This window comes from Bacillus sp. JCM 19034, from assembly GCF_001310635.1.
Classification (GTDB): domain Bacteria; phylum Bacillota; class Bacilli; order Bacillales; family Bacillaceae_D; genus Halalkalibacter.
The window spans coordinates 23,381-45,767 of sequence record NZ_BAXR01000023.1; the positions used below are offsets into that span (position 1 = coordinate 23,381).

General features: G+C 40.5%; 23 protein-coding genes and 3 pseudogenes. All 26 read left to right on the forward strand.

From position 1 onward, the window contains the following. The first annotated feature begins 65 nt into the window (after positions 1–65). The 26 genes and pseudogenes from spoIIR (at position 66) to spoIID (ending at position 22,179) form a co-directional block, all read left to right on the forward strand. Positions 66–686 carry a stage II sporulation protein R gene (gene spoIIR / locus JCM19034_RS18295; RefSeq protein WP_062052033.1) on the forward strand — a complete coding sequence of 207 codons (621 nt, stop codon included), beginning with the start codon at positions 66–68 and terminating at the stop codon, positions 684–686. Positions 687–750: 64 nt separating this feature from the next. Next, on the forward strand, positions 751–1,188 hold the full coding sequence (locus tag JCM19034_RS18300) for a hypothetical protein (RefSeq protein ID WP_062052035.1): 438 nt from the start codon (positions 751–753) through the stop codon (positions 1,186–1,188). A 206-nt stretch (positions 1,189–1,394) separates the two neighbouring features. Further along, entirely contained in the window at positions 1,395–2,432 is a 1,038-nt protein-coding gene (locus JCM19034_RS18305; RefSeq protein WP_082394217.1) for an L-threonylcarbamoyladenylate synthase, read from the forward strand. A 102-nt stretch (positions 2,433–2,534) separates the two neighbouring features. Further along, positions 2,535–3,074, forward strand: a complete 540-nt coding sequence (locus JCM19034_RS18310) for a manganese efflux pump MntP family protein (RefSeq protein WP_062052037.1) — start codon at positions 2,535–2,537, stop codon at positions 3,072–3,074. Positions 3,075–3,198: 124 nt separating this feature from the next. Further along, entirely contained in the window at positions 3,199–3,648 is a 450-nt protein-coding gene (locus JCM19034_RS18315; protein WP_062052039.1) for a low molecular weight protein arginine phosphatase, read from the forward strand. A 12-nt stretch (positions 3,649–3,660) separates the two neighbouring features. After that, a pseudogene (locus JCM19034_RS18320) lies at positions 3,661–4,961 on the forward strand (methyl-accepting chemotaxis protein). 34 nt (positions 4,962–4,995) lie between these two features. Next, complete coding sequence (locus JCM19034_RS18325) at positions 4,996–5,556, forward strand: TIGR01440 family protein (protein WP_062052041.1); 561 nt, start codon at positions 4,996–4,998, stop codon at positions 5,554–5,556. A gap of 111 nt (positions 5,557–5,667) precedes the next feature. Further along, a pseudogene (glyA, locus tag JCM19034_RS18330) lies at positions 5,668–6,920 on the forward strand (serine hydroxymethyltransferase). A 619-nt stretch (positions 6,921–7,539) separates the two neighbouring features. Continuing rightward, positions 7,540–8,168: pseudogene (gene upp / locus JCM19034_RS18335) on the forward strand (uracil phosphoribosyltransferase). 141 nt (positions 8,169–8,309) lie between these two features. Then, the gene (locus JCM19034_RS24310; protein WP_370622213.1) at positions 8,310–10,103 is read left to right on the forward strand and encodes a S8 family serine peptidase; all 1,794 of its coding nucleotides are present in this window, start codon (positions 8,310–8,312) and stop codon (positions 10,101–10,103) included. Between the two features lie 38 nt (positions 10,104–10,141). Continuing rightward, positions 10,142–10,396 carry a hypothetical protein gene (locus JCM19034_RS25345; RefSeq protein WP_156324054.1) on the forward strand — a complete coding sequence of 85 codons (255 nt, stop codon included), beginning with the start codon at positions 10,142–10,144 and terminating at the stop codon, positions 10,394–10,396. Positions 10,397–10,416: 20 nt separating this feature from the next. Beyond that, positions 10,417–10,554: a hypothetical protein gene (locus JCM19034_RS25350; protein WP_156324055.1), complete on the forward strand. Its 138-nt coding sequence runs from the start codon at positions 10,417–10,419 to the stop codon at positions 10,552–10,554. 332 nt (positions 10,555–10,886) lie between these two features. Beyond that, a complete protein-coding gene (locus JCM19034_RS18345) occupies positions 10,887–11,120 on the forward strand; it encodes an AtpZ/AtpI family protein (RefSeq protein ID WP_062052043.1) in 234 nt (77 codons plus the stop codon). Continuing rightward, a complete protein-coding gene (locus tag JCM19034_RS18350) occupies positions 11,117–11,455 on the forward strand; it encodes an ATP synthase subunit I (protein WP_062052045.1) in 339 nt (112 codons plus the stop codon). Before JCM19034_RS18345 ends, JCM19034_RS18350 begins: the two co-directional genes overlap by 4 nt. Before the next feature lie 60 nt (positions 11,456–11,515). Further along, a complete protein-coding gene (atpB, locus tag JCM19034_RS18355) occupies positions 11,516–12,229 on the forward strand; it encodes a F0F1 ATP synthase subunit A (protein ID WP_062052047.1) in 714 nt (237 codons plus the stop codon). Positions 12,230–12,300: 71 nt separating this feature from the next. Further along, positions 12,301–12,516 carry a F0F1 ATP synthase subunit C gene (gene atpE, locus JCM19034_RS18360; RefSeq protein ID WP_062052049.1) on the forward strand — a complete coding sequence of 72 codons (216 nt, stop codon included), beginning with the start codon at positions 12,301–12,303 and terminating at the stop codon, positions 12,514–12,516. Between the two features lie 165 nt (positions 12,517–12,681). Then, positions 12,682–13,167, forward strand: coding sequence for a F0F1 ATP synthase subunit B (gene atpF / locus JCM19034_RS18365; RefSeq protein ID WP_062052051.1), 486 nt, complete (start codon positions 12,682–12,684; stop codon positions 13,165–13,167). After that, complete coding sequence (locus tag JCM19034_RS18370; RefSeq protein WP_062052053.1) at positions 13,164–13,712, forward strand: F0F1 ATP synthase subunit delta; 549 nt, start codon at positions 13,164–13,166, stop codon at positions 13,710–13,712. Before atpF ends, JCM19034_RS18370 begins: the two co-directional genes overlap by 4 nt. Before the next feature lie 21 nt (positions 13,713–13,733). Continuing rightward, a complete protein-coding gene (gene atpA / locus JCM19034_RS18375; protein ID WP_062052055.1) occupies positions 13,734–15,242 on the forward strand; it encodes a F0F1 ATP synthase subunit alpha in 1,509 nt (502 codons plus the stop codon). 37 nt (positions 15,243–15,279) lie between these two features. Then, a complete protein-coding gene (locus JCM19034_RS18380; protein WP_062052057.1) occupies positions 15,280–16,146 on the forward strand; it encodes a F0F1 ATP synthase subunit gamma in 867 nt (288 codons plus the stop codon). Between the two features lie 149 nt (positions 16,147–16,295). Continuing rightward, positions 16,296–17,708 carry a F0F1 ATP synthase subunit beta gene (gene atpD, locus JCM19034_RS18385; protein ID WP_062052074.1) on the forward strand — a complete coding sequence of 471 codons (1,413 nt, stop codon included), beginning with the start codon at positions 16,296–16,298 and terminating at the stop codon, positions 17,706–17,708. Between the two features lie 51 nt (positions 17,709–17,759). After that, entirely contained in the window at positions 17,760–18,161 is a 402-nt protein-coding gene (locus JCM19034_RS18390; RefSeq protein WP_062052059.1) for a F0F1 ATP synthase subunit epsilon, read from the forward strand. Positions 18,162–18,548: 387 nt separating this feature from the next. Beyond that, the gene (locus JCM19034_RS18395; protein WP_062052061.1) at positions 18,549–18,785 is read left to right on the forward strand and encodes a DUF1146 family protein; all 237 of its coding nucleotides are present in this window, start codon (positions 18,549–18,551) and stop codon (positions 18,783–18,785) included. Positions 18,786–18,881: 96 nt separating this feature from the next. Then, positions 18,882–19,655: a YwmB family TATA-box binding protein gene (locus JCM19034_RS18400; RefSeq protein ID WP_062052063.1), complete on the forward strand. Its 774-nt coding sequence runs from the start codon at positions 18,882–18,884 to the stop codon at positions 19,653–19,655. A 44-nt stretch (positions 19,656–19,699) separates the two neighbouring features. After that, a complete protein-coding gene (gene murA, locus JCM19034_RS18405) occupies positions 19,700–21,025 on the forward strand; it encodes a UDP-N-acetylglucosamine 1-carboxyvinyltransferase (RefSeq protein ID WP_062052065.1) in 1,326 nt (441 codons plus the stop codon). Positions 21,026–21,165: 140 nt separating this feature from the next. Beyond that, the gene (gene spoIID / locus JCM19034_RS18410; RefSeq protein ID WP_062052067.1) at positions 21,166–22,179 is read left to right on the forward strand and encodes a stage II sporulation protein D; all 1,014 of its coding nucleotides are present in this window, start codon (positions 21,166–21,168) and stop codon (positions 22,177–22,179) included. Positions 22,180–22,387: the final 208 nt, after the last annotated feature.

Genomic DNA, 22,387 nt, shown 5'->3' on the forward strand with positions numbered 1-22,387 from the left:
AAGTAATAGGTTTAAACACCGCCTTTCTTGACGAGAATGATTCGTGAAGGGGCGGTGTTTTTATAATGAAACCACATGTTGTTATTTATCTATTATTCTCTTTATTTGTGATAGTTGTTAATTGGGAAGCTCAGCACAATCTTGCTGTAGCAGAATTTCATCAAGAGGTTAATGAAGAAGAGGCGATACGTCTACGGATTTTAGCGAACAGTGATTCTATTGCCGACCAGGCACTCAAGCGTGATATTCGTGACCGAGTGAATGAAGTGATTACCGAGTGGGTATTAGATATAGATGATATGGAACAAGCAAAAGCGACTATTCAAGCCAATCTCGCGGTCATTGAAGCAATTGTCGAAGAAGAGTTAGAACGTTATGGTTTAGACCAAAGCTATGATGTTGAATTCAATGCAGTGGATTTCCCGACAAAGCTTTATGGTCATCTTGTTTATCCTGCAGGTACATATGATGCCGTGTTAATTACGCTAGGTGAAGGAAAGGGGGAAAACTGGTGGTGTGTTCTGTTTCCACCATTATGTTTCCTTGATATGGCCAATGGTGATGCAGTAGAGGAAACAACGGATGATAGCATTCAAAATGAAGAAGGCGAATTAGAAGATGAAATTGAAGTTTCTTTTTTCTTCGTAGATTGGTTCAGTGGGTTATTTGAGAATCTATTTGGTTAATAAGCATATATGAGACAAGCCTTGCATATATACTAGTAAGCTATCAGAAAGGAAGTGGCTTACGATGGCAATGATTGTCCGTAAGGCAAAGCAAGAGGATTTACTTCAAGTACAACGCTTAGTAGCGAAAGCGGGATTACGAGATGAAGGAATTGAACATATAATTGAACACTTTTTAGTTGTTGAAAATGAATCTAAGCAACTAATAGGAACTGTGGGAATAGAAGTGTATAAGGAAGTAGGTTTATTACGATCGCTCGTATTACAATCAGCGGAGTGGGATGCAAAATTAAGTTTTGATTTTTTGCAATTAACGTTGAGGTATGCTGAAGAAAGGAAACTACATGCCGTTTATTTATGTGCTAAATCAACGAGTGCGTTATTTCACCAGATTGGGTTTAGGGAAGTAGCTAGAAAGGATGTCCCGGAAGTCATTCGAGAGTCAGCACATTTCCAAAACCAAGACGAAACGGCAAAGGTATTATGTTGTAAATTAGGGTAATTGTTAAAAACTTATCTACAGGTTATCCACAAGTGTGGATAACCTCTATTTTTATACTGTCAAAAAGCATGGTCGAATCGTGATATAGAGGATGTCGTAATGACTTAATTTTGCTTGGAGATCCTTTGTATACGTCGAAAAATAAATGAGAAGTTGACATCGTATGACATCCCTTGCAAAATGGAGAAGTTAGGAGCGATGTCAAAGTGAGTTATGAACAGACAAAACGATGGATTGTGGATAAAAGTAACGTATATTTACATAATAGTAGTGAAATAAAGGAGGCGGCTCTGTGGATAAAAAAGGGGGAGGTTGTCGCTTTTCCAACTGAAACGGTCTATGGCCTTGGTGCCAATGCTTTTGACGACACAGCTATTCAGAAAATATTTAAAGCAAAAGGAAGACCAAGTGATAATCCGTTAATTGTCCACATTGCGAAGGTCGAACAATTAGAGGAATTAGTGACTGAAATTCCTCCTGTTGCAAAAAAGTTAATCAGTGCTTTTTGGCCAGGTGCATTAACAATCATTATGAAACGTACGAATGGTATTGCCAACAGTGTTACGGCAGGTCTAGATACGGTAGGAATTCGAATGCCTTCGCATCCAGTAGCCTTGAAATTAATTGAAGAAGCTGATGTTCCGATTGCGGCACCGAGTGCTAATCGTTCAGGTAAGCCTAGTCCAACGAATGCAAGTCATGTCCTTCATGATTTAGATGGCCGTATTGCTGGAGTTGTTGATGGCGGTATAACAGGTCTCGGAGTCGAATCAACAGTGATTGACTGTTCAACAAATAGACCGATTTTATATCGACCAGGTGGGGTAACGAAAGAAGAAATTGAATCAGTTATAGGTACAATTGAAGTTGATCCCTCTTTAAAAAAGGAAACTGTTGTTCCAAAGTCACCTGGGATGAAATATACCCACTATGCTCCTGAAGGGAAGCTATTTGTTGTAGAGGATAGAGGACAAATTCGTGCCTATATTGAAGCGGCGAAACAAAACGGACTTCGCGTAGGTGTATTAACGACAGAAGAAAATGCCGCACAATATGAAGCAGACATCGTCATCGCCTGTGGAAGTAGTGAGAGGTTGTCTACTGTTGCCCAAAACTTATATGACAGCTTACGGGAATTTGATCAACAAAAAGCCGAGGTGATTTATGCAGAGTCGTTTCCGAAAGAGGGAATTGGCATCGCCATTATGAATCGATTAGAGAAGGCGGCAGAAGCGGTTTTGTAAACATTTAACTAGTGCAACACTCATCAAATTCAGATGAATTCTTCGTCTTTTTTTCCTCGTTCGTGCATAGAAATGGACTAGCATGGACGAGGAGTGAGAGCAATGGAGGAATGGGTCACGTTAATGATTATGGCATGTGCATTAGGAATGGATGCTTTTTCGGTTTCCCTTGGGATGGGGATGGCAGGTTTGCGGTTAATGCAAATCTTTCGTATCGGCCTAGTGATCGGAGCCTTTCATGTTATTATGCCATTACTTGGTATCGTAACGGGAAAATGGCTTGCCCAATATGTTGGAATGATAGCTCACTACGTAGGCGGTGGGCTACTTTTAGTCATTGGTACTCAAATGGTCGTTAGTGCTTTTAGAAAGGAAGAGGAATCATTACTCCAACCAGTTGGCTTCGGACTCTTTCTATTTGCACTAAGTGTGAGTGTAGATAGCTTTTCGGCGGGCTTAAGTTTAGGTATATTAGGGGCGAAGACAATCGTTACGGTTGCAATGATTGGATTTATGAGTATGGTATTAGCTTGGGTCGGACTTCTAATTGGAGTCAAATTCCAACGCTTTATCGGATCGTATAGCGAATTATTAGGTGGCTTTATTTTACTTGGCTTCGGTGGGAAGATCTTATTTATTTAAAGATGTAGTAATACTATGACAAAAGACTCACCTCAAAGGTGATAGGTTTTTTTTGATGGATATGGTAAAATGAAGGATATACTAATGGATATCCACTATATACTGGCTTGAAGGAGGTTCGAATGTGAAGCGTATCCTATTTATTTGTACAGGAAATACGTGCAGAAGTCCTATGGCTGAAGCACTGCTTCGCGAGAGGGTAGGCGAAGATATAGAAGTGAAATCAGCAGGATTACAAGCATCATCTATGTCAATTCTGTCAGAGGGGACGAGAAAGGTACTAGAAGAACGGGGCATCTTTCCAAAGCATACCGTTCAGGAATTAACGGAAGACTTGATTGATTGGGCGGACCTTATGCTAACGATGACAGAAGCACATAAGCAGTCAATCATAGTCTTTTATCCAGAGGTAAAAGAAAAGGTATTTACGTTAAAAGAGTTTACATATGGAAAAGAGGTCGATGATCGTGATGTTGCCGACCCATATGGAGGGACACTTGAGCAATACCATCAAGTAGCCCATGAAATAGAATTGTGTATAGAGCATCTAATTAGTAAATTAAAAAAAGACTAAGAGGTGGCAAATATGGCTGCGGTGAAGAAGAAATATCGTGCTAGTATTCGAAAAAAGTTAGTGCTCGGTGTGAGTGCTGTGTCATTTGTTACATTTGGAACGAGTGCTATTTTTATCTTTATTTTTGGTGACTTCTTGTTGAATTTTTTAAGTATTAGCATGCAAACTCTAACGTTGCTAGTTTTGTTAAAAGGGATCCTTTGGAGCTCGATTCTAGGGTATTTAGTGGCACCTTACATTACGAAACCAATTCGTGAGTTAGAACAATCAGCAAGAAGGGCAGCCGCAGGTGATATCAACCAAGACGTCATCGTGACAAAATCGGATGACGAAATTCGTGCACTTGGATTAGCTTACAACGAAATGCTCGCAAACTTACGAGTTATGGTTAAGGACATTGACCGGAATTTTGAACAAACGAATGAAAAGGTAACTGAAATGGAGCATTCCTCGCAACTAGCACAGAAAAAAGCCGATGAAATTAGTATGACGGTTCGAGAGATTACAGAAGGTGCAAAACAATCAGCAGTTGCCTTAAATGGGACAGTTGGCCTAATGGAAGAGCTAACGGAAATTGCTGAAGAAGTTCAGTCACGAGCACAATCGTCGAAAGATTCATCAGACGAAATGGTACATACGTTAAAGGGCAGTAGTGAAATTATTGATTCATTAGTTGACGGGATTAAGCAATTAGCGACTGATAATCAACAATCACTACAAGCAGTTAGTAAGCTAGAAAACCAAGCGAAGCAAGTTGGAGATATTATTTCACTAGTCGGAGACATTGCCGGGCAAACAAATCTGCTAGCATTAAACGCATCAATGAAGCAGCTCGAGCTGGTGAACAAGGAAAAGGGTTCGCTGTTGTTGCTGATGAGGTACGGAATTTAGCTGATGAAAGTGGACAAGCAGTTCAAAATATTACAGAGTTAATTCATAGCATGCAGTCTGAAGTACAGAATGTCGTGAAGCAAATTGGTGATCAAGTAACGTTTGCTAAAGAACAATCTGCCAAAGTAACATCAACAAATGAAGCGATCGCTAATGTCGAAAAATCGGTCTTAGAGGTTGCAGGAATTATTGACGATATTTCTGAAATTATTCACCGACAAATGGATGTCATCAAGCGGTCAAGCGGTCAATCGAAGGAAGTGGCTGTCACAATTGCGGAAACGACGACAGCTAGCACAGAAAAGGTTGCCTCTATTACGTCTGAGCAAGCTGATATGATTGAGCAAATGACCGAAACAGTTCGCCTTTTATCTGACCAAGCCAATAAACTGAAAGTGACAATTGAACGATTTACGACATGATAAGTTCCATGTCATACTAAGGAGGACGTGCAAGGTGGAACAGTTTATTAAGCAAGTGTCATCAGATCTCAAGCAAGCTCTAACAGATCTACAAAAGATTATTCCTTTTTCAGAAGAGGCGATACTCGTTATTGGTACGAGTACGAGTGAAGTTGTAGGGGAGCAAATTGGCACAAGCGGTTCTGAACTAGTAGCTGAAGCGATTTTTCATGAACTTATAAAAGTTCAGAAACAAACGAAGATTCAGCTTGCCTTTCAGTGTTGTGAACATTTAAATCGTGCACTCGTCGTTGAACGCCATGTGGCACGAAATCGTCGACTTGAGGTTGTAAGTGCGGTTCCTATTCGCAAAGCAGGCGGTGCAATGGCGACCTATGCGTTTGCGAATATGGAAGATCCAGTGTTAGTTGAAACGATTCAAGCAGAAGCTGGGATTGATATTGGTGATACGTTGATCGGCATGCACCTACGCCCTGTTGCTGTACCGTTTCGTAGCTCGGTTACTCAAATTGGCCATGCTCATCTAACAATGGCTTATACGAGACCAAAGCTAATCGGTGGCGTTCGAGCGATTTATCATTCTGAATCTGAATAAAAAATAGTTTTTTAAAATAATGTACGGATTTGATGTCATCTTATGTTAGAATGGATTCTGAGATAGGACGGTTTCGTTCAAATTCCGAAAGATGAAGGGAAGGGTATGGAGATGAAATCATTACCAAAACAAGATCCGAAAGTATTTGCGGCGATTCAACAAGAGTTAGGTCGACAAAGAGATAAAATCGAACTCATTGCATCAGAGAACTTCGTAAGTGAAGCAGTTATGGAGCTCAAGGCTCTGTTTTAACAAATAAGTACGCAGAAGGCTATCCTGGCCGCCGTTATTATGGTGGTTGTGAATATGTTGATATTGTTGAGGATATTGCTCGTGATCGTGCGAAAGAAATCTTCGGTGCAGAATATGTTAATGTTCAGCCGCATTCTGGTGCACAAGCAAATATGGCTGTTTATTTCACGATTTTAGAACCGGGTGATACAGTTTTAGGGATGAACTTATCACATGGTGGTCATTTAACACATGGAAGTCCAGTTAACTTCAGTGGAGTATTATACAACTTTGTCGAGTATGGAGTTGATAAAGAAACACACCGTATTGATTATGACAACGTTCGCCAATTAGCATTAGAGAATAAGCCAAAGCTGATTGTAGCAGGTGCAAGTGCGTATCCTCGTGCAATTGATTTTGCGAAATTCCGTGAAATCGCTGATGAAGTTGGTGCATACTTGATGGTTGATATGGCTCATATTGCCGGACTTGTTGCGGCAGGTTTGCATCAAAACCCTGTAGAACATGCTCATTTTGTTACAACAACTACTCACAAGACACTACGCGGTCCTCGTGGTGGAATGATTTTGTGTCGTGAGGAATTTGGTAAGAAAATCGATAAGTCAATTTTCCCTGGAATTCAAGGTGGACCTCTTATGCACGTTATTTCAGCGAAGGCTGTTTCGTTTGGTGAAGTATTGTCTCCTGAATTTAAGCAATATGCACAAGCGGTTATTGACAACGCGAAACGTTTAGGTGAAAAGCTAGTAAGTGAAGGAGTTAATCTTGTTTCTGGTGGTTCTGATAACCATTTACTTCTCCTTGACCTACGTACTCTAGGGTTAACAGGGAAAGTAGCTGAAGAAGCGTTGGATGATGTTGGTATTACAACGAATAAAAATACGATTCCATTTGATCCAGAGAGTCCTTTCGTGACAAGTGGAATTCGAATCGGTACAGCGGCTGTTACGTCTCGTGGGCTAGATTTAGAGGCGATGGATGAATTAGGTGAGTTAATCGCATTAACGTTGAAGAACGTCGATAATCAACAGAAGAAGGTTGAAATTCGTGAACGAATAGCAGCTCTTACTGCGAAATTCCCAATGTATCCTGGTCTTGGAGAATTAGTATAAATTCATAGTCGGAAGACCGTAGATAAAACGCCTTTGAGAAGTTGATTCTCAAAGGCGTTATTACGTTAATTCGTCTATTTTTGTTGTATACTTAGGTATATTGAATAAACACCATTTTCACTAAGACAACTGGATCGATACTTGGACGTCCTAGTCAGAAGAATAAAGTTCTTTTACACAAACTTCATCGCCTGATCTAATTTACGAACAAGATGGTCTTCTGGAACTTATTTAAGAGAAGCCAATTTCCTTTTTGGCACTAGACAAAGCGGACGGGATGGGAGGGCCGACTCCTGCAGGAGGAAAGGGCAGGTTGAAATCCACCGGCGTGCCTGTTAGTTCAACGCCCTCCTGAGGAATCGTGCCCCCCGTCCCGGTAGCGTGGTCGAAGGACGATTTCCTGGCAGTCTCGCTTTTGCGAGACTTTGTAGACAGAATGCAGGCAATCTTGCCTGGTTTTTTTTACTTGAAAGAGTGTTGATCTTAAGAGTTATTTAATTCAGAACATTAGAACTATAAACTTCATGAAAGAAAATCGTTCATATAGGTTGAATGAGTTTGTCTTTTTTTGTAGAATTTCAAAGAGTGTAATGAAGTCCGAATAAAAAGGAGCCATAATATGAGTAAAGTGTTTGTATTTGATCATCCATTGATCCAACATAAATTGACGTATATCCGCGATAAATCGACAGGTACGAAGGAATTTCGTGAGCTCGTTGATGAAGTATCTGCCTAATGGCGTTTGAAATTACTCGTGATTTATCCACACAAGACGTAACTATTGAGACACCAGTAGGTGAGGCAACGTCTAAGAAAATAGCTGGTAAAAAGCTTGGTCTCGTACCAATCCTCCGTGCGGGTCTAGGGATGGTTGATGGTATTTTACGTATGATCCCAGCTGCTAAGGTTGGTCATGTCGGATTGTATCGTGACCCAGAAACGTTAAAGCCAGTTGAATATTATGTGAAGTTACCAAAGGATGTTCATGAACGTGAGTTAATCGTGATTGATCCGATGCTAGCAACTGGTGGTTCAGCCATTGATGCGATCACAAGTATAAAAAAACGCGGTGCAACATCGATTAAATTAATGTGTTTAGTTGCTGCTCCTGAAGGGGTTGCGGCTGTACAAATGGCTCATCCTGATGTTGATATCTTTCTTGCTGCTATGGATGAAAAACTAAACGAAAAAGGCTATATTGTTCCTGGCTTAGGTGATGCAGGAGATCGCCTATTTGGAACAAAGTAATTTAAATTTAGAAGCCCGATTATGATGCCTATCATACTCGAGCTTCTTTCTTTTTCGAAAGCTTGTTCGTGTGACCTCATACATAAAAGTGGTTATTCTGCATCATACTACTTCTATCTCGATTTCGGTGGGGGAGTGTAGATGTTGGTAAAAAAAATTGCATTATGGCTACTTATTATAACGTTTGTTTTAATCAATAGCGTAAGTGCATCAGCCTTAAGTGAAGTACCAATGCTTGAAAAGGGTAGCGATGAGGATGTTGTTGTGATTATAACGACATCAGAGGATGTTGAGGAAGTTGCTCAAGAAGTAATGGCACACATCCCGGATAGTGACATTCGCAAAATGTTCAATACGGTGTTGAACGGATTCTCACTCGAATTGAAAGAGGGACAACTTGATTTATTATATGATATTGAGTCAATTGAGAGTATTGATCGCGTTGTAGAATATTCAGTTGATATTGATGATAGTGTTCCGTTTATTGGTGGAGAAGTTAGTCGAGGGATGCTTGATGAAGACGGGGAACGTCTAACAGGAAAAGGGATTAAAGTAGCCGTCATTGATACAGGGATTGATTACACCCACCCTGATTTAAAAGCAAATTATCGTGGTGGATATGATGTTGTTGATTATGATGATGATCCAATGGAAACAAAATCACAACAAGGGCAACCAACCCTTCATGGGACACATGTAGCAGGAATCATAGCAGCTAATGGACGAGTGAAGGGAGTAGCACCTGAAGCTGAAATTTATGCTTACCGTGCTTTAGGTCCGGGTGGATCAGGAACGACGGAGCAAGTGATTGAGGCGATTGAAAAAGCAGTTGCTGATGAAGTTGATGTCATAAATTTGTCGTTAGGAAATACGGTGAATGGGCCAGACTGGCCTACGAGCGTGGCCCTAGACAAAGCAGTTGAAGCGGGGATAGTTGCTGTTACCTCTAATGGAAATAGTGGTCCAAAAATGTGGACGGTTGGCTCTCCAGGGACATCAACGAAAGCGATCTCGGTTGGGGCTTCTGCTCCTCCGATAAAAACCCCCTATTTAACATTGGTAGGTGAAGATAAAGAATTAACTGTATTTCCGATGGGAGGAGCATTACCGTGGGATTTAAGAAGAGACCGCGAGCTCGTTCATTTAGAATATGGTTTAGAGGATGACTTTGAACATGCTGATGTAAAGGGGAAAGTTGTTCTCGTGAAACGAGGAATGATTCCGTTCTCTGAAAAAGCGGAGCTTGCACAGAAGTCCGGAGCGAAAGCACTCGTTATTTATAATAACCTTTCAGGTGCATTTGTTGGAATGGTTGAGCCTGCACAGGGAATACCTGTTGTCAGTCTTACAAAAGAAGATGGTGAGTGGTTAGTAGAAAATATGAAGAAGGTGAAGAAAACACCACATATACGCACCGTTTATCGTCATGAAGAAGATTTTATTGCACCATTTAGTTCAAGGGGTCCAGTAACTCAAACATGGGAAGTAAAACCAGATATTGTCGCACCAGGTGTGTCAATTGACAGCACCGTTCCTAACGGGTATCTCGGGCTAAATGGTACGAGTATGTCTGCTCCGCATGTTGCTGGTGCAGCGGCGTTAGTAAAGCAAGCTCATCCAGATTGGACTCCAGAACAAATAAAAGCCGCATTAATGAATACGGCGAAGAAATTAGTGAATGAAGATGGCGAGAACTATTTACCATATGAACAAGGTGCTGGACGGATTCAGGTTGATAAAGCTCTTGAAGCGAAGACGTTAGCTTATCCAGCATCATTAACATTTGGAAAATGGTCTAAGGATGATCCAAGAGAAAAAAGAAAGGCAACGTTTACGATTGAAAACCATGATGATGTAACGAGAACGTTCCACATCAAACCTCCTTTTGAAGCACCAGATGCTTACAATGGAAAGTCCCATTTGCCACTGAACTAAAGCCAGGAGAAAAGCAAGAAGTTGAGATTGAACTTGATTTGTTTCCTGCTGTGCTAAAAGAAGGGATTCATTATGGAGATATTGTGATAGAAGGTGGAAAAGAGCAAATAGCCATTCCTTATGTCTTTTTTATTGAGGAACCAAATTACCCACGGGTGATGGCTTTTAATTTTGGTGTTGGAGACCATCCAGGTGATTATCGGTATGAATTATATTTGCCAGGTGGAGCAGAGGAAGTTGGGATAGCTTTGTATGATCCGATACGTTTGAGTTCATTCAATATATTGATGTGAAGCATAACGTTGGTCGTGGGATGTTAAGTGGTACATGGACAAAACCAGCTGTTGAAGAAGGAACATACAAAGTGCTTGTTTATGCAAGGAAGGACGGGAAAGAGGATACGATTGAAGAGATGATTACAATTGGCGATGTCCTCAGACCGCGTCGGTGAAAAAAGTGTTTGTCCTAATGAGGTTATCCTTATAGGGCAGACGCTTTTTTGTACGATTAAACAACATGCTAATTATACGAAGAGGGGGACATTGAGCTATATTTATGCAGAAACTTCACCGATTAGCAATACATAGAAAAACGCTTCCTTTGTTTTAAATGCAATCATCAGATTTTTTTGACAGTAATGTGAACGAATTAGAAAAAGTGTGTGTAAATCTGTGTGAAAACGCATTGACACAAGGGTTATGCTATTGTACGATTACAAAGGGTATGAAGGAAAAACTCTACATATTTAATAATGCTCAGCAAAATAACTGTTGAGGTGAAACGATGACCGACGACCAAAAAGGCAACCGTATATGGCGAACAATGGGGCTTGTTTCGACGATCTCATCCTATATTGTGGGTGGAACGGTCGGTGGAGTGTTCATCGGCTTATGGTTAGGGAATCAATTTGGTGCAAAGCCGTTTTTCATCATTACATTTTTATTGCTGGGACTTGGTACAGGTTTTTACGGAGTTTATAAAGCCGTTGAGCCTTTTCTAGGGGAAGGTCAAAAGTGACAACGATTCAAAAAAAAATGAAGAATTATTGCTTAATCGTGTCTGGTTTTGTGTTATTATGTATCGTAGGTTATTTAACAAGCCCATTTCAGTCGCAGTTCCTCGGCTTTATGGTTGGGCTCCTATTGAGCCTTCTCAGTCTATGGACAACCTATCGGAAATCCATATTGATTGGGGAAACCGCCTCCGGTATGAAAAACCATACGACATTTTCCTACGTTGCAGCAGGATTTGGATTTGTAATACGAATCGCTTTAGCACTATTAGGAGTATGGTTAGCAATCGCTAATCCAGATCATTTAGATTTAATTTCAGTCATTACAGGCTTTGCCTGATGTATTTCATTATTATGGCAGATATGCTGATAGAATTCGCTAGAAAGAGGTGAGGAATGAATGGATCATATAACACCTATGAGGGATTTTCTTGGATTGACGTTTAATATGTCGACAGTTCTAATGACGACTGTCACATGTGTAATCGTTTTCCTTATCTGTTTTATTGGGACGCGCAATCTGTCAATGAGACCCTCAGGTATGCAAAACTTTCTCGAATGGGTAGTAGACTTTGTTCAAGGTATTATTAAATCGAACATGAGTTGGAAGGTTGGAGGACAATTTACAGCATTAGCCTTCACGCTACTATTTTATGTATTTGTAGCAAATATGCTTGGGATCCCTTTTGAAATTTATAATAAGGAGACCCATGAAACTTGGTGGAAATCACCAACATCTGATGCGGCATTAACGCTAACACTTGCTGCACTAGTTATTATTATGACGCATTATTATGGAATTAAAATTAATGGTACAAAGGAATACTTTAAAGGTTATGTTAAACCTGTACCGTTCCTATTACCATTTAAGATTATTGAGGAATTTGCCAACACATTGACTTTAGGAATGCGTCTGTTTGGTAACGTCTATGCAAAAGAAATATTAATGGTGCTATTAGTAGGTCTCGGAACAACCTGGGGCTTCTGGACGTTTGCCGCATTTTTGCCAACAATGGTTTGGCAAGCATTTGGAATGTTTATTGGCTCTTTGCAGGCATTTATCTTTGCGATGCTTGCGATGGTTTATATGTCACACAAAGTGGAAGATCATTAAACACTGCTCATTCATTTATAATGAGTGTTTAAATAATAAAAATATATTATCCTTAAGGAGGACTTATAATTATGACAGCATTAGCAATTGCAATTGTAGCAGGTTTAGCAGCGATCGGTGGTGCGTTCGCAGTTAGTATTATCGTAAAGGCAACGATTGAAGGAACAACTCGTCAACCAGAATTAAAAGGTACATTACAAACTCTTATGTTTATCGGTGTACCACTTGCTGAGGCGGTTCCGATTATCGCAATCGTTATCTCATTCCTATTACTATTCATTTATTAATCTATTAGCATGCAGCAATGCATCGCTTGAATCAAAGGAAATGGCGACAGTGTTCATTTATGAACCTTCGCCATTCATTTTGTAAGACTAATTATGACGGTTATCGTCAGCATCCAATAAATTTGATAAAAGTATTCTTCACATCCACGAAAGGAGTGAATCCAATTGATAATACCTTGGGGATCGATATTATACCAAGTATTCGCATTTTTAGCGCTTTTATTTCTATTGAAGAAATTTGCGTTGAAGCCACTACTTGGTGTAATGGAGAAGCGTGAGCAAATTGTAAATGAAAATCTTGATTCAGCAGAGAAAACTCGTAAAGAAGCAGAAGAGTTAATCGCAAATCAAACGAAAGAGTTAGAAAAAGCGAAAGCAGACGCACAAGAAATAATTCAAAATGCGAAAAAGCTTGGTGAACAACAAGGACAAGACATCATTGCCGAAGCACGTGAAAATGCAGAACGCATCAAAGAAGCAGCATTGGCAGAAATCCAACGTGAGAAGGAGCAGGCTGTTGCTTCATTACGTGCAGAAGTAGCGAATCTTTCTGTTCAAATCGCCCAAAAAGTGATTTCAAAAGAATTGGATCCGAAAGAACAGGAGAAATTGGTTACTGATTATCTTAAAGAAGTAGGCGAGAAGCTATGAGTAATCTCACAGTAGCGAATCGTTATGCTGATGCCATTTTTAAAGTGGCAAGCGAAAAGAACATCATAAACGAAATAAATCAAGAGCTACAGGTAGTAAAACAAGTGATTGAATCAACTCCTGAATTTATTCAGTATGTTAATCATCCAAAGGTAAATAAAGAACAGAAGCAGGCGTTTATTAAAGAGACATTTGGACAAGCGTTAAGTGAATCTAACATTAGTCTATTGAACCTTCTTATTGAACGTAAGCGTATAGATGTACTTATACCGCTCATTCAAACTTTTAAAAAGCTTGCATTAGAAGCACAGAATAAAGCGGAAGCACTTGTTTATTCAGCAAAAGCGTTAACAAACGAAGATGCAAAGCAAATTTCTGAACTTTTCGCAAAAAAGATCGGTAAAAAAGAGCTTGAAGTGAAAAATGTGGTAGATCCGGAGCTAATCGGTGGATTAAAAATTCGGATTGGCGATCGCATTTATGACGGTAGTGTAAAGGCGCAGCTTGACCGCATGCAGCGTCAACTAATTGCCGGAACACGATAGAAGAAGATAGGGGTGAATGAAATGAGCATCAAACCAGAGGAAATTAGCTCTCTTATAAAGCAGCAGATTGAAAACTTTCAGTCTGATGTACAAGTACAAGATGTCGGTACAGTAATCCGTGTCGGTGACGGTATCGCACTTGCTCATGGTCTTGAAAATGTTATGGCCGGTGAGCTTCTTGAGTTCTCAAACGGGGTTATGGGGATGGCTCAGAACCTTGAGGAGAATAATATCGGGATTATTATCCTTGGGCCTTACACAGAAATTCGTGAAGGTGATGAGGTTAAACGAACAGGACGTATTATGGAAGTACCTGTAGGTGAAGAACTTCTAGGTCGTGTAGTAAATCCATTAGGACAACCTATTGATGGACTTGGTCCAGTTGCTACATCTAAAACACGTCCAATCGAAAGCAAAGCACCAGGGGTAATGGATCGTAAGTCAGTTCATGAACCATTACAAACAGGTATCAAATCAATTGATTCAATGGTACCAATCGGCCGTGGTCAACGTGAGTTAATTATCGGTGACCGTCAAACAGGTAAAACATCAATTGCTATTGATACAATCATTAATCAAAAAGATCAAGATATGATTTGTATTTATGTTGCAATCGGACAAAAAGAATCAACGGTTGCAGGTGTTGTAGATACTCTTCGTCAAAAAGGTGCATTAGATTATACGATTGTCGTATCAGCAAGTGCGTCTGATCCGGCACCATTATTATACTTAGCACCATATGCAGGCGTTTCAATGGGTGAGGAGTTCATGTATAACGGTAAGCACGTACTTGTTATCTATGATGATTTAACAAAACAAGCATCTGCGTATCGTGAGCTTTCACTATTATTACGTCGTCCTCCAGGTCGTGAGGCATTCCCAGGGGATGTATTCTATATTCATTCACGTTTATTAGAGCGTGCAGCGAAGTTAAGTGATGCAAAGGGTGGCGGTTCAATTACAGCTCTTCCTTTCATTGAAACTCAAGCTGGAGACGTATCAGCATACATTCCTACAAACGTTATTTCAATTACAGATGGACAAATCTTCTTACAATCAGACTTGTTCTACTCTGGGGTTCGTCCAGCCGTTAACGCTGGTTTATCGGTATCTCGTGTAGGGGGATCTGCTCAGATTAAGGCTATGAAGAAGGTTGCTGGTTCACTACGCCTTGATTTAGCCGCATACCGTGAGCTAGAAGCATTTGCTCAATTCGGTTCAGATCTTGATAGTGCTACACAAGCGAAGCTTAACCGTGGTCAACGTACGGTTGAAGTATTAAAGCAAGGCTTACATGAGCCGCTTCCTGTTGAGAAGCAAGTTACGATTATTTATTCGCTTATCAATGGGTTCCTCGATGATATTCCAGTAGAAGACGTTCTACGCTTTGAGTCAGAGCTATTTGCTTACTTTGACCACACTAAAAAAGAGCTGCTTGAGCACATTCGTACGACTGGAAATCTTCCTGAAGCAGGTGAGTTTAACGCTGCAATTGAGGAATTCAAAAAGACATTCTCTGTGAGCAAATAATCAAAGAGCTTGATTTTTCAAAAAGGTGGTGAGTGAAATGGCTTCAATGCGAGATATAAAAGCACGAATAACGTCAACAAAAAAGACGAAGCAAATTACAAAGGCAATGCAAATGGTATCAGCTGCTAAGCTTAACCGTGCTCAGCATAATGCCCAGGCGTTCCAGCCTTACACGGAAAAAATTCGTGAAGTAGTAGCTAGCATTGCGTCTTCTGAAACAGAAATATCACATCCAATGCTTGAAGAGAGACCTGTGAAGAAGACAGGCTACGTTGTGATCACGTCTGACCGTGGTTTAGCTGGAGGCTATAATGCTTCATTGACACGTGCCCTTCTCCAAAAAATAGAGGAACGTCATAAATCACCTGATGAGTACGGTATTGTCGTAATGGGTCGCATCGGACGCGATTTATTCAGAAAGCGCAACTTACCGATTATACAAGAAATTATTGGTCTCTCCGATCAGCCTGAGTTTAATGAAATTAAAAACTTGGCAAAGACAACAGTTGACATGTTTGCAGACGGCTTGTTTGATGAGCTATACATTTGGTACAACCACTTTGTTAGCCCAATTACACAGGAAGTAACGGAAACAAAACTGTTACCTTTAACGGATCTAGCGGAGGAGACACAAACAGGTAATGCTGGAGCTTATGAATATGAGCCATCTGAGCAAGTCATTTTAGAGCAGTTATTGCCACAATATGCTGAAAGCCTTATTTTCGGTGCTTTGCTTGATGCAAAAGCAAGTGAATTTGGTGCTCGTATGACGGCAATGAATGCTGCAACAGACAATGCAACGGCTCTCATCGATGATTTAACGTTAGTCTATAACCGAGCACGCCAAGCAGCAATCACCCAAGAGATCACCGAGATCGTCGGTGGGGCTGCCGCGTTAGAATAAAAATTCCATTAAGGATGGAGTGCAAACGTCTAACTCCATCCCATAAATAAGTGAGGGTGGTCTTTTTTAAGAAGATCCTCAACCAAAACAGGATACAGTTTATCCTAAAAACATGGTGTAACAACCATTAGGAGGGAATGGAAAAAACTATGAATAAAGGTCGCATTACACAAGTAATGGGTCCGGTTGTCGACGTAAAGTTTGATGACGGCCATTTACCTGAAATTTATAATGCTTTGCGCATTGAACAAAAAGGTTCGGAAGCGAATGCGGTTGATGTAAACTTAACATTAGAAGTTGCCATTCATCTAGGCGATAATTCTGTTCGTACTGTAGCAATGGATTCAACAGATGGACTTGTCCGTGGTACAGAGGTAGTTGATACAGGTGCTCCAATTTCCGTACCAGTTGGAGAAGCAACATTAGGGCGTGTGTTTAACGTCTTAGGGGAAGCCATTGACTTGAATGAGCCAATTCCAGCTAATGTGAAGCGTGATCCAATTCACCGTGAAGCACCTAATTTTGAACAATTGTCAACAAACAAAGAAATTCTAGAAACAGGAATTAAGGTTGTTGACCTTCTTGCTCCTTATATTAAAGGTGGTAAGATTGGGTTATTTGGAGGAGCCGGTGTTGGTAAAACGGTTTTAATCCAAGAGCTTATTAATAACATTGCCCAAGAGCACGGTGGTATTTCTGTATTTGCCGGTGTAGGGGAACGTACTCGTGAAGGGAACGACCTTTACCATGAAATGACGGATTCTGGTGTAATTAATAAAACAGCAATGGTCTTCGGACAAATGAACGAGCCTCCGGGTGCACGTATGCGTGTTGCTCTTTCTGGATTGACAATGGCTGAGCATTTCCGTGATCAAGACGGACAAGACGTACTATTGTTCATTGATAACATTTTCCGTTTCACACAAGCAGGTTCGGAAGTATCGGCACTATTAGGTCGTATGCCTTCTGCTGTTGGTTATCAGCCAACGTTAGCGACGGAAATGGGTCAACTTCAAGAACGTATCACGTCAACGAAGGTTGGTTCTGTAACATCGATCCAAGCGATCTATGTACCAGCCGATGACTATACAGATCCAGCACCTGCAACGACATTTGCTCACTTAGATGCGACAACAAACCTTGAGCGTAAGCTTTCTGAGATGGGTATTTACCCTGCCGTTGATCCATTAGCATCTACTTCACGTGCCCTATCACCAGAAATTGTTGGTGAAGAGCATTATGAAGTTGCACGTCAAGTACAATCAACATTACAAAAGTATAAAGAATTACAAGATATTATCGCGATTCTCGGTATGGATGAGCTTTCTGAAGAAGATAAGCTTCTAGTACACCGTGCACGTCGTGTTCAGTTCTTCCTGTCTCAAAACTTCCACGTAGCGGAGCAGTTTACTGGACAGCCAGGTTCATACGTTCCGGTTAAGGAAACAATTAAAGGCTTTAAGGAAATCTTAGCAGGTAAGTATGACGATCTTCCTGAAGATGCATTCCGTCTTGTCGGTCGAATTGAAGAAGTAATTGAAAAAGCGAAGGAAATGGCGTAACACTAAAAGAGGGGGCACACTCCTCTTCTATGCTAGTAAGGAGGGTTCCGCATGCAAATTCATGTTAGTGTTGTTACTCCTGATGGCAAAGTGTATGACGGAGATGTTGATATGGTAAGTGTTCGCACGATTGAAGGTGAGCTTGGTATTTTACCGCGTCACATTCCGTTGGTTGCTCCTTTAACAATTGGGGCAGTGCGCTTGAAAAAAGGCACCACTGTAGAAAAAGTAGCTGTGAGTGGCGGATTTGTAGAAGTTCGTCCCGATCAGGTCACGATTTTGGCAGAGGCAGCTGAGTTGCCTTCAGGGATTGATGTTGACCGTGCGCAGGAAGCAGAAAAGCGTGCCCGTCAACGAATTGAATCGAATAAAAAAGATGAAATTGACTTCAAACGTGCTGAGCTTGCACTACGTCGAGCAACAAATCGTTTAGATGTCGCTGCAAATAAGTAAGAGAAAAAGACGCCTATGTGGGCGTCTTTTTTTGTATGTTAAATTTTGTCTCTAACATCTGCATTTGTGATCATATAGGCTGAAAACGATGAAAAAACATTTTTCTAATTATATTTACAATAAATTAACAATGGAGGATTGAAAATAAGAATAATAGCTAAAAATGTCACTATTTGCAACGGGTTCTAAAGCCATTTGAAGCAGAAAACAGCTCAATCCTTTATGCTGTAAGCGTTTAAAAGGTATGTGGCCAAGTATAATTTAGCTTTATATACCTATGGATTTTTTTTTTAGTTTCCGTTAAGATGGAGAAGGTTGTGTCATATTGACAAGTATCCTTAAATAAATGGGATAGAGAGAGATCAAAGAAAAGGGGTCGTATTGTCTATGCTTGGAGGATTTGGTCAGCAAGCGATGCTAGCGATCGTGATCAATGTATTTTTTATAGCCGTTACATGGTGGGCATTACAATCTTTTCGATTTGATCTGTTTATGAAGGATCCAGATGGACCGAGGGCAAAAGTTTTAATGATAATCGTAACGATTGCCATTGCTCATTTAGTTAGTCAGTTCTTTTTAGATTACCTGTATTCATCTCAAATGCTGAGGTATATATGGGAATAAGTATTTTGTCGAGAGATGACTACAACTTCCATGTATTGATTGTTCTCACCTGGTAAAAATGATAATAAATCATGTTTTCTTGGGGAGGAGAACAAAATGGCTTATTGGCGAATGGTGGTCGTAGCAGGTTTGCTTTTATTATTAATTGGGTGTATCCATGCATATGGTGCAAGTAAAGATGTACTTGCTTATCAACAACCGTTATCACAGTTTTATCAGTTTGTTCATGATGCTGATCTTGAAGTTGAAGAGTGGCAAATTCGTATTAGGGATCAACGATTGTTACTTTTTACATCTGAGGAAGATTTTATACATCATATCAATGAATTGGAATTGGTAAATAAAGGGTGGTCAGAAGAAGATTTTGAGGTTGCAGATACACAATGGAGTGCTTCATATACATATGTTAATGAAGAGCTACCAATAGTCGAATCTGTTCGTTTTTTTGTACAACCAACATCGTCAATTAATAAGGAAAGTAATCATATCATAACGTATCAAGTGAATGCAAATGATCTGGTTACTGAAGCCGAATTAAACAAGACTGTGGAAAAACGTATTGAAGAGCTAGGATTAGACAATGGGGATTCCTATGTTCAAGTACGTGCTAACGAAGTGCAAAATGATATGAATAATAACAGTATAAAAACAAAAGCGGAAGATTGGCTAATGCAATTGCAAGCCGATAAAGTGGAAGAGTTAGTTGAAGATCATTTAATCTCTTTCTCTGCGTATCAGCCGGATTGGGATTATAGGTTAGTGACTGGAGATAAAATAATGAATGTCCAGATGGCTCTCCGAGATGTAGAAGGATTGGGCACAAGGACAACGGTGACAATTGGCACGCCTATTATTACGACTGAATATTGATGATAGAGAAGAGACTATAATTTAGAGACGCGGAGGGGAATACGTTGGAAAAAATTATTGTCCGGGGTGGCAACGAGCTACGCGGTACAGTGAAGATAGAGGGAGCAAAAAATGCTGTTTTACCTGTCATTGCTGCATCTATCTTAGCAGGCCGCGGCACAAGCCACATATATGATGCGCCAGAACTGGCAGATGTATACACGATGAAAGAAGTTTTAAGTAATTTAAATATAGACGTTCAATATAAAAATGGTGTTTTTTCCGTTAATGCTGAAAAACCATTAAAGACTGAAGCACCTTTTGAATATGTTCGTAAAATGAGAGCGTCTTTCCTAGTAATGGGACCGTTACTTGCACGTGTTGGTAAGGCAAGAATTGCTCTGCCTGGTGGTTGTGCAATTGGATCAAGACCGATTGATCAACATCTTAAAGGTTTTGAAGCAATGGGAGCAACTGTTGAAATCGGCAATGGCTTTATAGAGGCTTCGATCGATAGAAGACTACAAGGGGCTAACATTTATTTAGACTTCCCGAGTGTTGGTGCAACGGAAAACATTATGATGGCTGCTGTATTGGCCGAAGGTGTTACATTAATTGAAAATGCAGCCGAAGAACCTGAAATTGTATGCTTATCGAACTATTTAAATGCGATGGGTGCTAAAGTTCGTGGAGCAGGTACAAATGAAATCCGTATTGAAGGTGTCGATGAATTGGTTGCTTGTGAGCACACGGTCATACCAGATCGAATTGAAGCAGGAACGTTCATGGTAGCGGCTGCTATAACAAAAGGAAATGTATTAATTGAAAATGCTGTATCTGAGCATTTACGCCCACTTATTGCAAAAATGAAGGAAATGGGTGTTGAGATTAATGAAGAAGAAAAAGGCTTACGAGTCATTGGTCCAAAAACGCTTAAACCAGTTGATATTAAAACGATGCCTCACCCAGGGTTTCCAACAGATATGCAAGCACAGATGATGGCGTTAATGCTACAAGCAAACGGTACTGGCGTTATTACGGAAACCGTTTTTGAAAATCGCTTTATGCATGTCGAAGAATTCCGTCGAATGAATGCCAATATCAAAATTGAAGGTCGATCAGCTATCATGAGTGGTCCAAACGAGCTACAAGGAGCTGAAGTCGCTGCAACCGATTTACGTGCAGGAGCAGCACTTATATTAGCAGGACTTGTAGCAGATGGTGTGACGCGTGTAACAGAGTTGAAACATATTGACCGTGGTTATGTGAATTTAACAGGTAAGCTAATCGAGCTTGGAGCAGACGTGGAGCGAGTAACAGAAGCTGTCGAAACGGAAGATGAGTCTGTTGAAGTACCAGCTTCTTTACAGCTTAATACGAATATGGTGTAAACCAATGGCTCCATTTCGTGGAGCCTTACATACGATCAAACGAAGCAAAGGAAATCCTTTGCTTCGTTTTATTTTGAGTTCTAAATAGAGATCCCAAATCATATACTCTCCTAGAACAATTTCAAATTGGGGGACTAAATATGAAACGAATTCTCATTGTAGCCATTATTCTCTGCACAGTTATCCTCGTAATTCCAACGATGCTCGTTGTGATTGTATCGTCATCCCAAGAAAAGGCTGCGGTTCAATCAGCCCCAATAGAAGAAAACCAGTGGGATTATGACCCCACTCAAGACGTATCCATTTCCGTTTTTCGAAGTCAACAAGAAGTGATTGATACGCTACCACTTGAAATGTATGTAATGGGTGTTGTCGCTTCAGAAATGAACGCTAGCTTTGAAATGGAAGCATTAAAGGCACAAGCACTAGCTGCAAGAACTTATATGGTTAGACATATGCTCGCACCGCAGGATGTAGATTTGCCAGAAGGTGCGATGGTAACAGATACGATCATGCATCAAGTTTATACAGATGAAGAAGAATTAAGAGAAAAATGGGGAAGCGAATATGAATATTATATGAAGCGAATTGAAGAAGCGGTACTTGCGACACAAGGGCAAGTGTTAACATATGACGGTGAGCCAATTGATGCGATGTTTTTCTCAACAAGTAATGGCTATACTGAAAACTCTGAAGACTACTGGGAAAATGAAATCCCATACTTACGTAGTGTCGAAAGTCCTTGGGATCAACAATCACCACGTTTTACGTCGGAAACAGTATTTTCGTTAGAGGAATTTGAACAGAAGCTTGGTGTGACATTACCTGATGATCAAACGGTTGGAGTCATTTCCGAACGGACAACAGGAGGTCGTGTAGCTAAGGTGAATATTAACGGCACCGAGAAGACTGGAAAAGAAGTTAGAGAAAAGCTTGATCTAGACTCCTCTGATTTCCAGTGGCGACGAGAAGGAAATGAGATCATAGTACAAACACGTGGCTGGGGACATGGTGTTGGAATGAGCCAATACGGAGCAGACGGGATGGCAAAGGAAGGACGAGACTACGAGGAGATCGTGAACCATTATTATCAAGGTATATCGATTGAACAAGTAGATCCTTATGTTCAGGAATTAACGGCAAAAGCAGAATGATGGCCTAATCGCCATGATCCTGAGCCAATACAACTTCAAGGACTTGAGTTCGATACTAATCGGACTTAGGTCTTTTTGTTTGAAATGATCCGTTTTGTGCATGTATGTGCTGTATGAAAACAAATAGGTGCAGAGATGAGCAGAAAACGTTCGGAACTCTGCACCTACCGGCAAATAGGTGCAGAGATAAGCAGAAAACGTTCGGAAC

Coding starts and splice junctions, on each gene's coding strand:
- JCM19034_RS18380 (WP_062052057.1), top strand. CDS start 15,280: ATGGCTTCAATGCGAGATATAAAAGCACGAATAACGTCAACAAAAAAG.
- atpB (WP_062052047.1), top strand. CDS start 11,516: ATGGATCATATAACACCTATGAGGGATTTTCTTGGATTGACGTTTAAT.
- spoIID (WP_062052067.1), top strand. CDS start 21,166: ATGAAACGAATTCTCATTGTAGCCATTATTCTCTGCACAGTTATCCTC.
- JCM19034_RS18390 (WP_062052059.1), top strand. CDS start 17,760: ATGCAAATTCATGTTAGTGTTGTTACTCCTGATGGCAAAGTGTATGAC.
- JCM19034_RS18400 (WP_062052063.1), top strand. CDS start 18,882: ATGGCTTATTGGCGAATGGTGGTCGTAGCAGGTTTGCTTTTATTATTA.
- JCM19034_RS25350 (WP_156324055.1), top strand. CDS start 10,417: ATGTTAAGTGGTACATGGACAAAACCAGCTGTTGAAGAAGGAACATAC.
- JCM19034_RS18345 (WP_062052043.1), top strand. CDS start 10,887: ATGACCGACGACCAAAAAGGCAACCGTATATGGCGAACAATGGGGCTT.
- JCM19034_RS18310 (WP_062052037.1), top strand. CDS start 2,535: ATGGAGGAATGGGTCACGTTAATGATTATGGCATGTGCATTAGGAATG.
- atpE (WP_062052049.1), top strand. CDS start 12,301: ATGACAGCATTAGCAATTGCAATTGTAGCAGGTTTAGCAGCGATCGGT.
- JCM19034_RS18370 (WP_062052053.1), top strand. CDS start 13,164: ATGAGTAATCTCACAGTAGCGAATCGTTATGCTGATGCCATTTTTAAA.
- JCM19034_RS18300 (WP_062052035.1), top strand. CDS start 751: ATGGCAATGATTGTCCGTAAGGCAAAGCAAGAGGATTTACTTCAAGTA.
- JCM19034_RS18395 (WP_062052061.1), top strand. CDS start 18,549: ATGCTTGGAGGATTTGGTCAGCAAGCGATGCTAGCGATCGTGATCAAT.
- atpA (WP_062052055.1), top strand. CDS start 13,734: ATGAGCATCAAACCAGAGGAAATTAGCTCTCTTATAAAGCAGCAGATT.
- JCM19034_RS24310 (WP_370622213.1), top strand. CDS start 8,310: ATGTTGGTAAAAAAAATTGCATTATGGCTACTTATTATAACGTTTGTT.
- atpD (WP_062052074.1), top strand. CDS start 16,296: ATGAATAAAGGTCGCATTACACAAGTAATGGGTCCGGTTGTCGACGTA.
- spoIIR (WP_062052033.1), top strand. CDS start 66: ATGAAACCACATGTTGTTATTTATCTATTATTCTCTTTATTTGTGATA.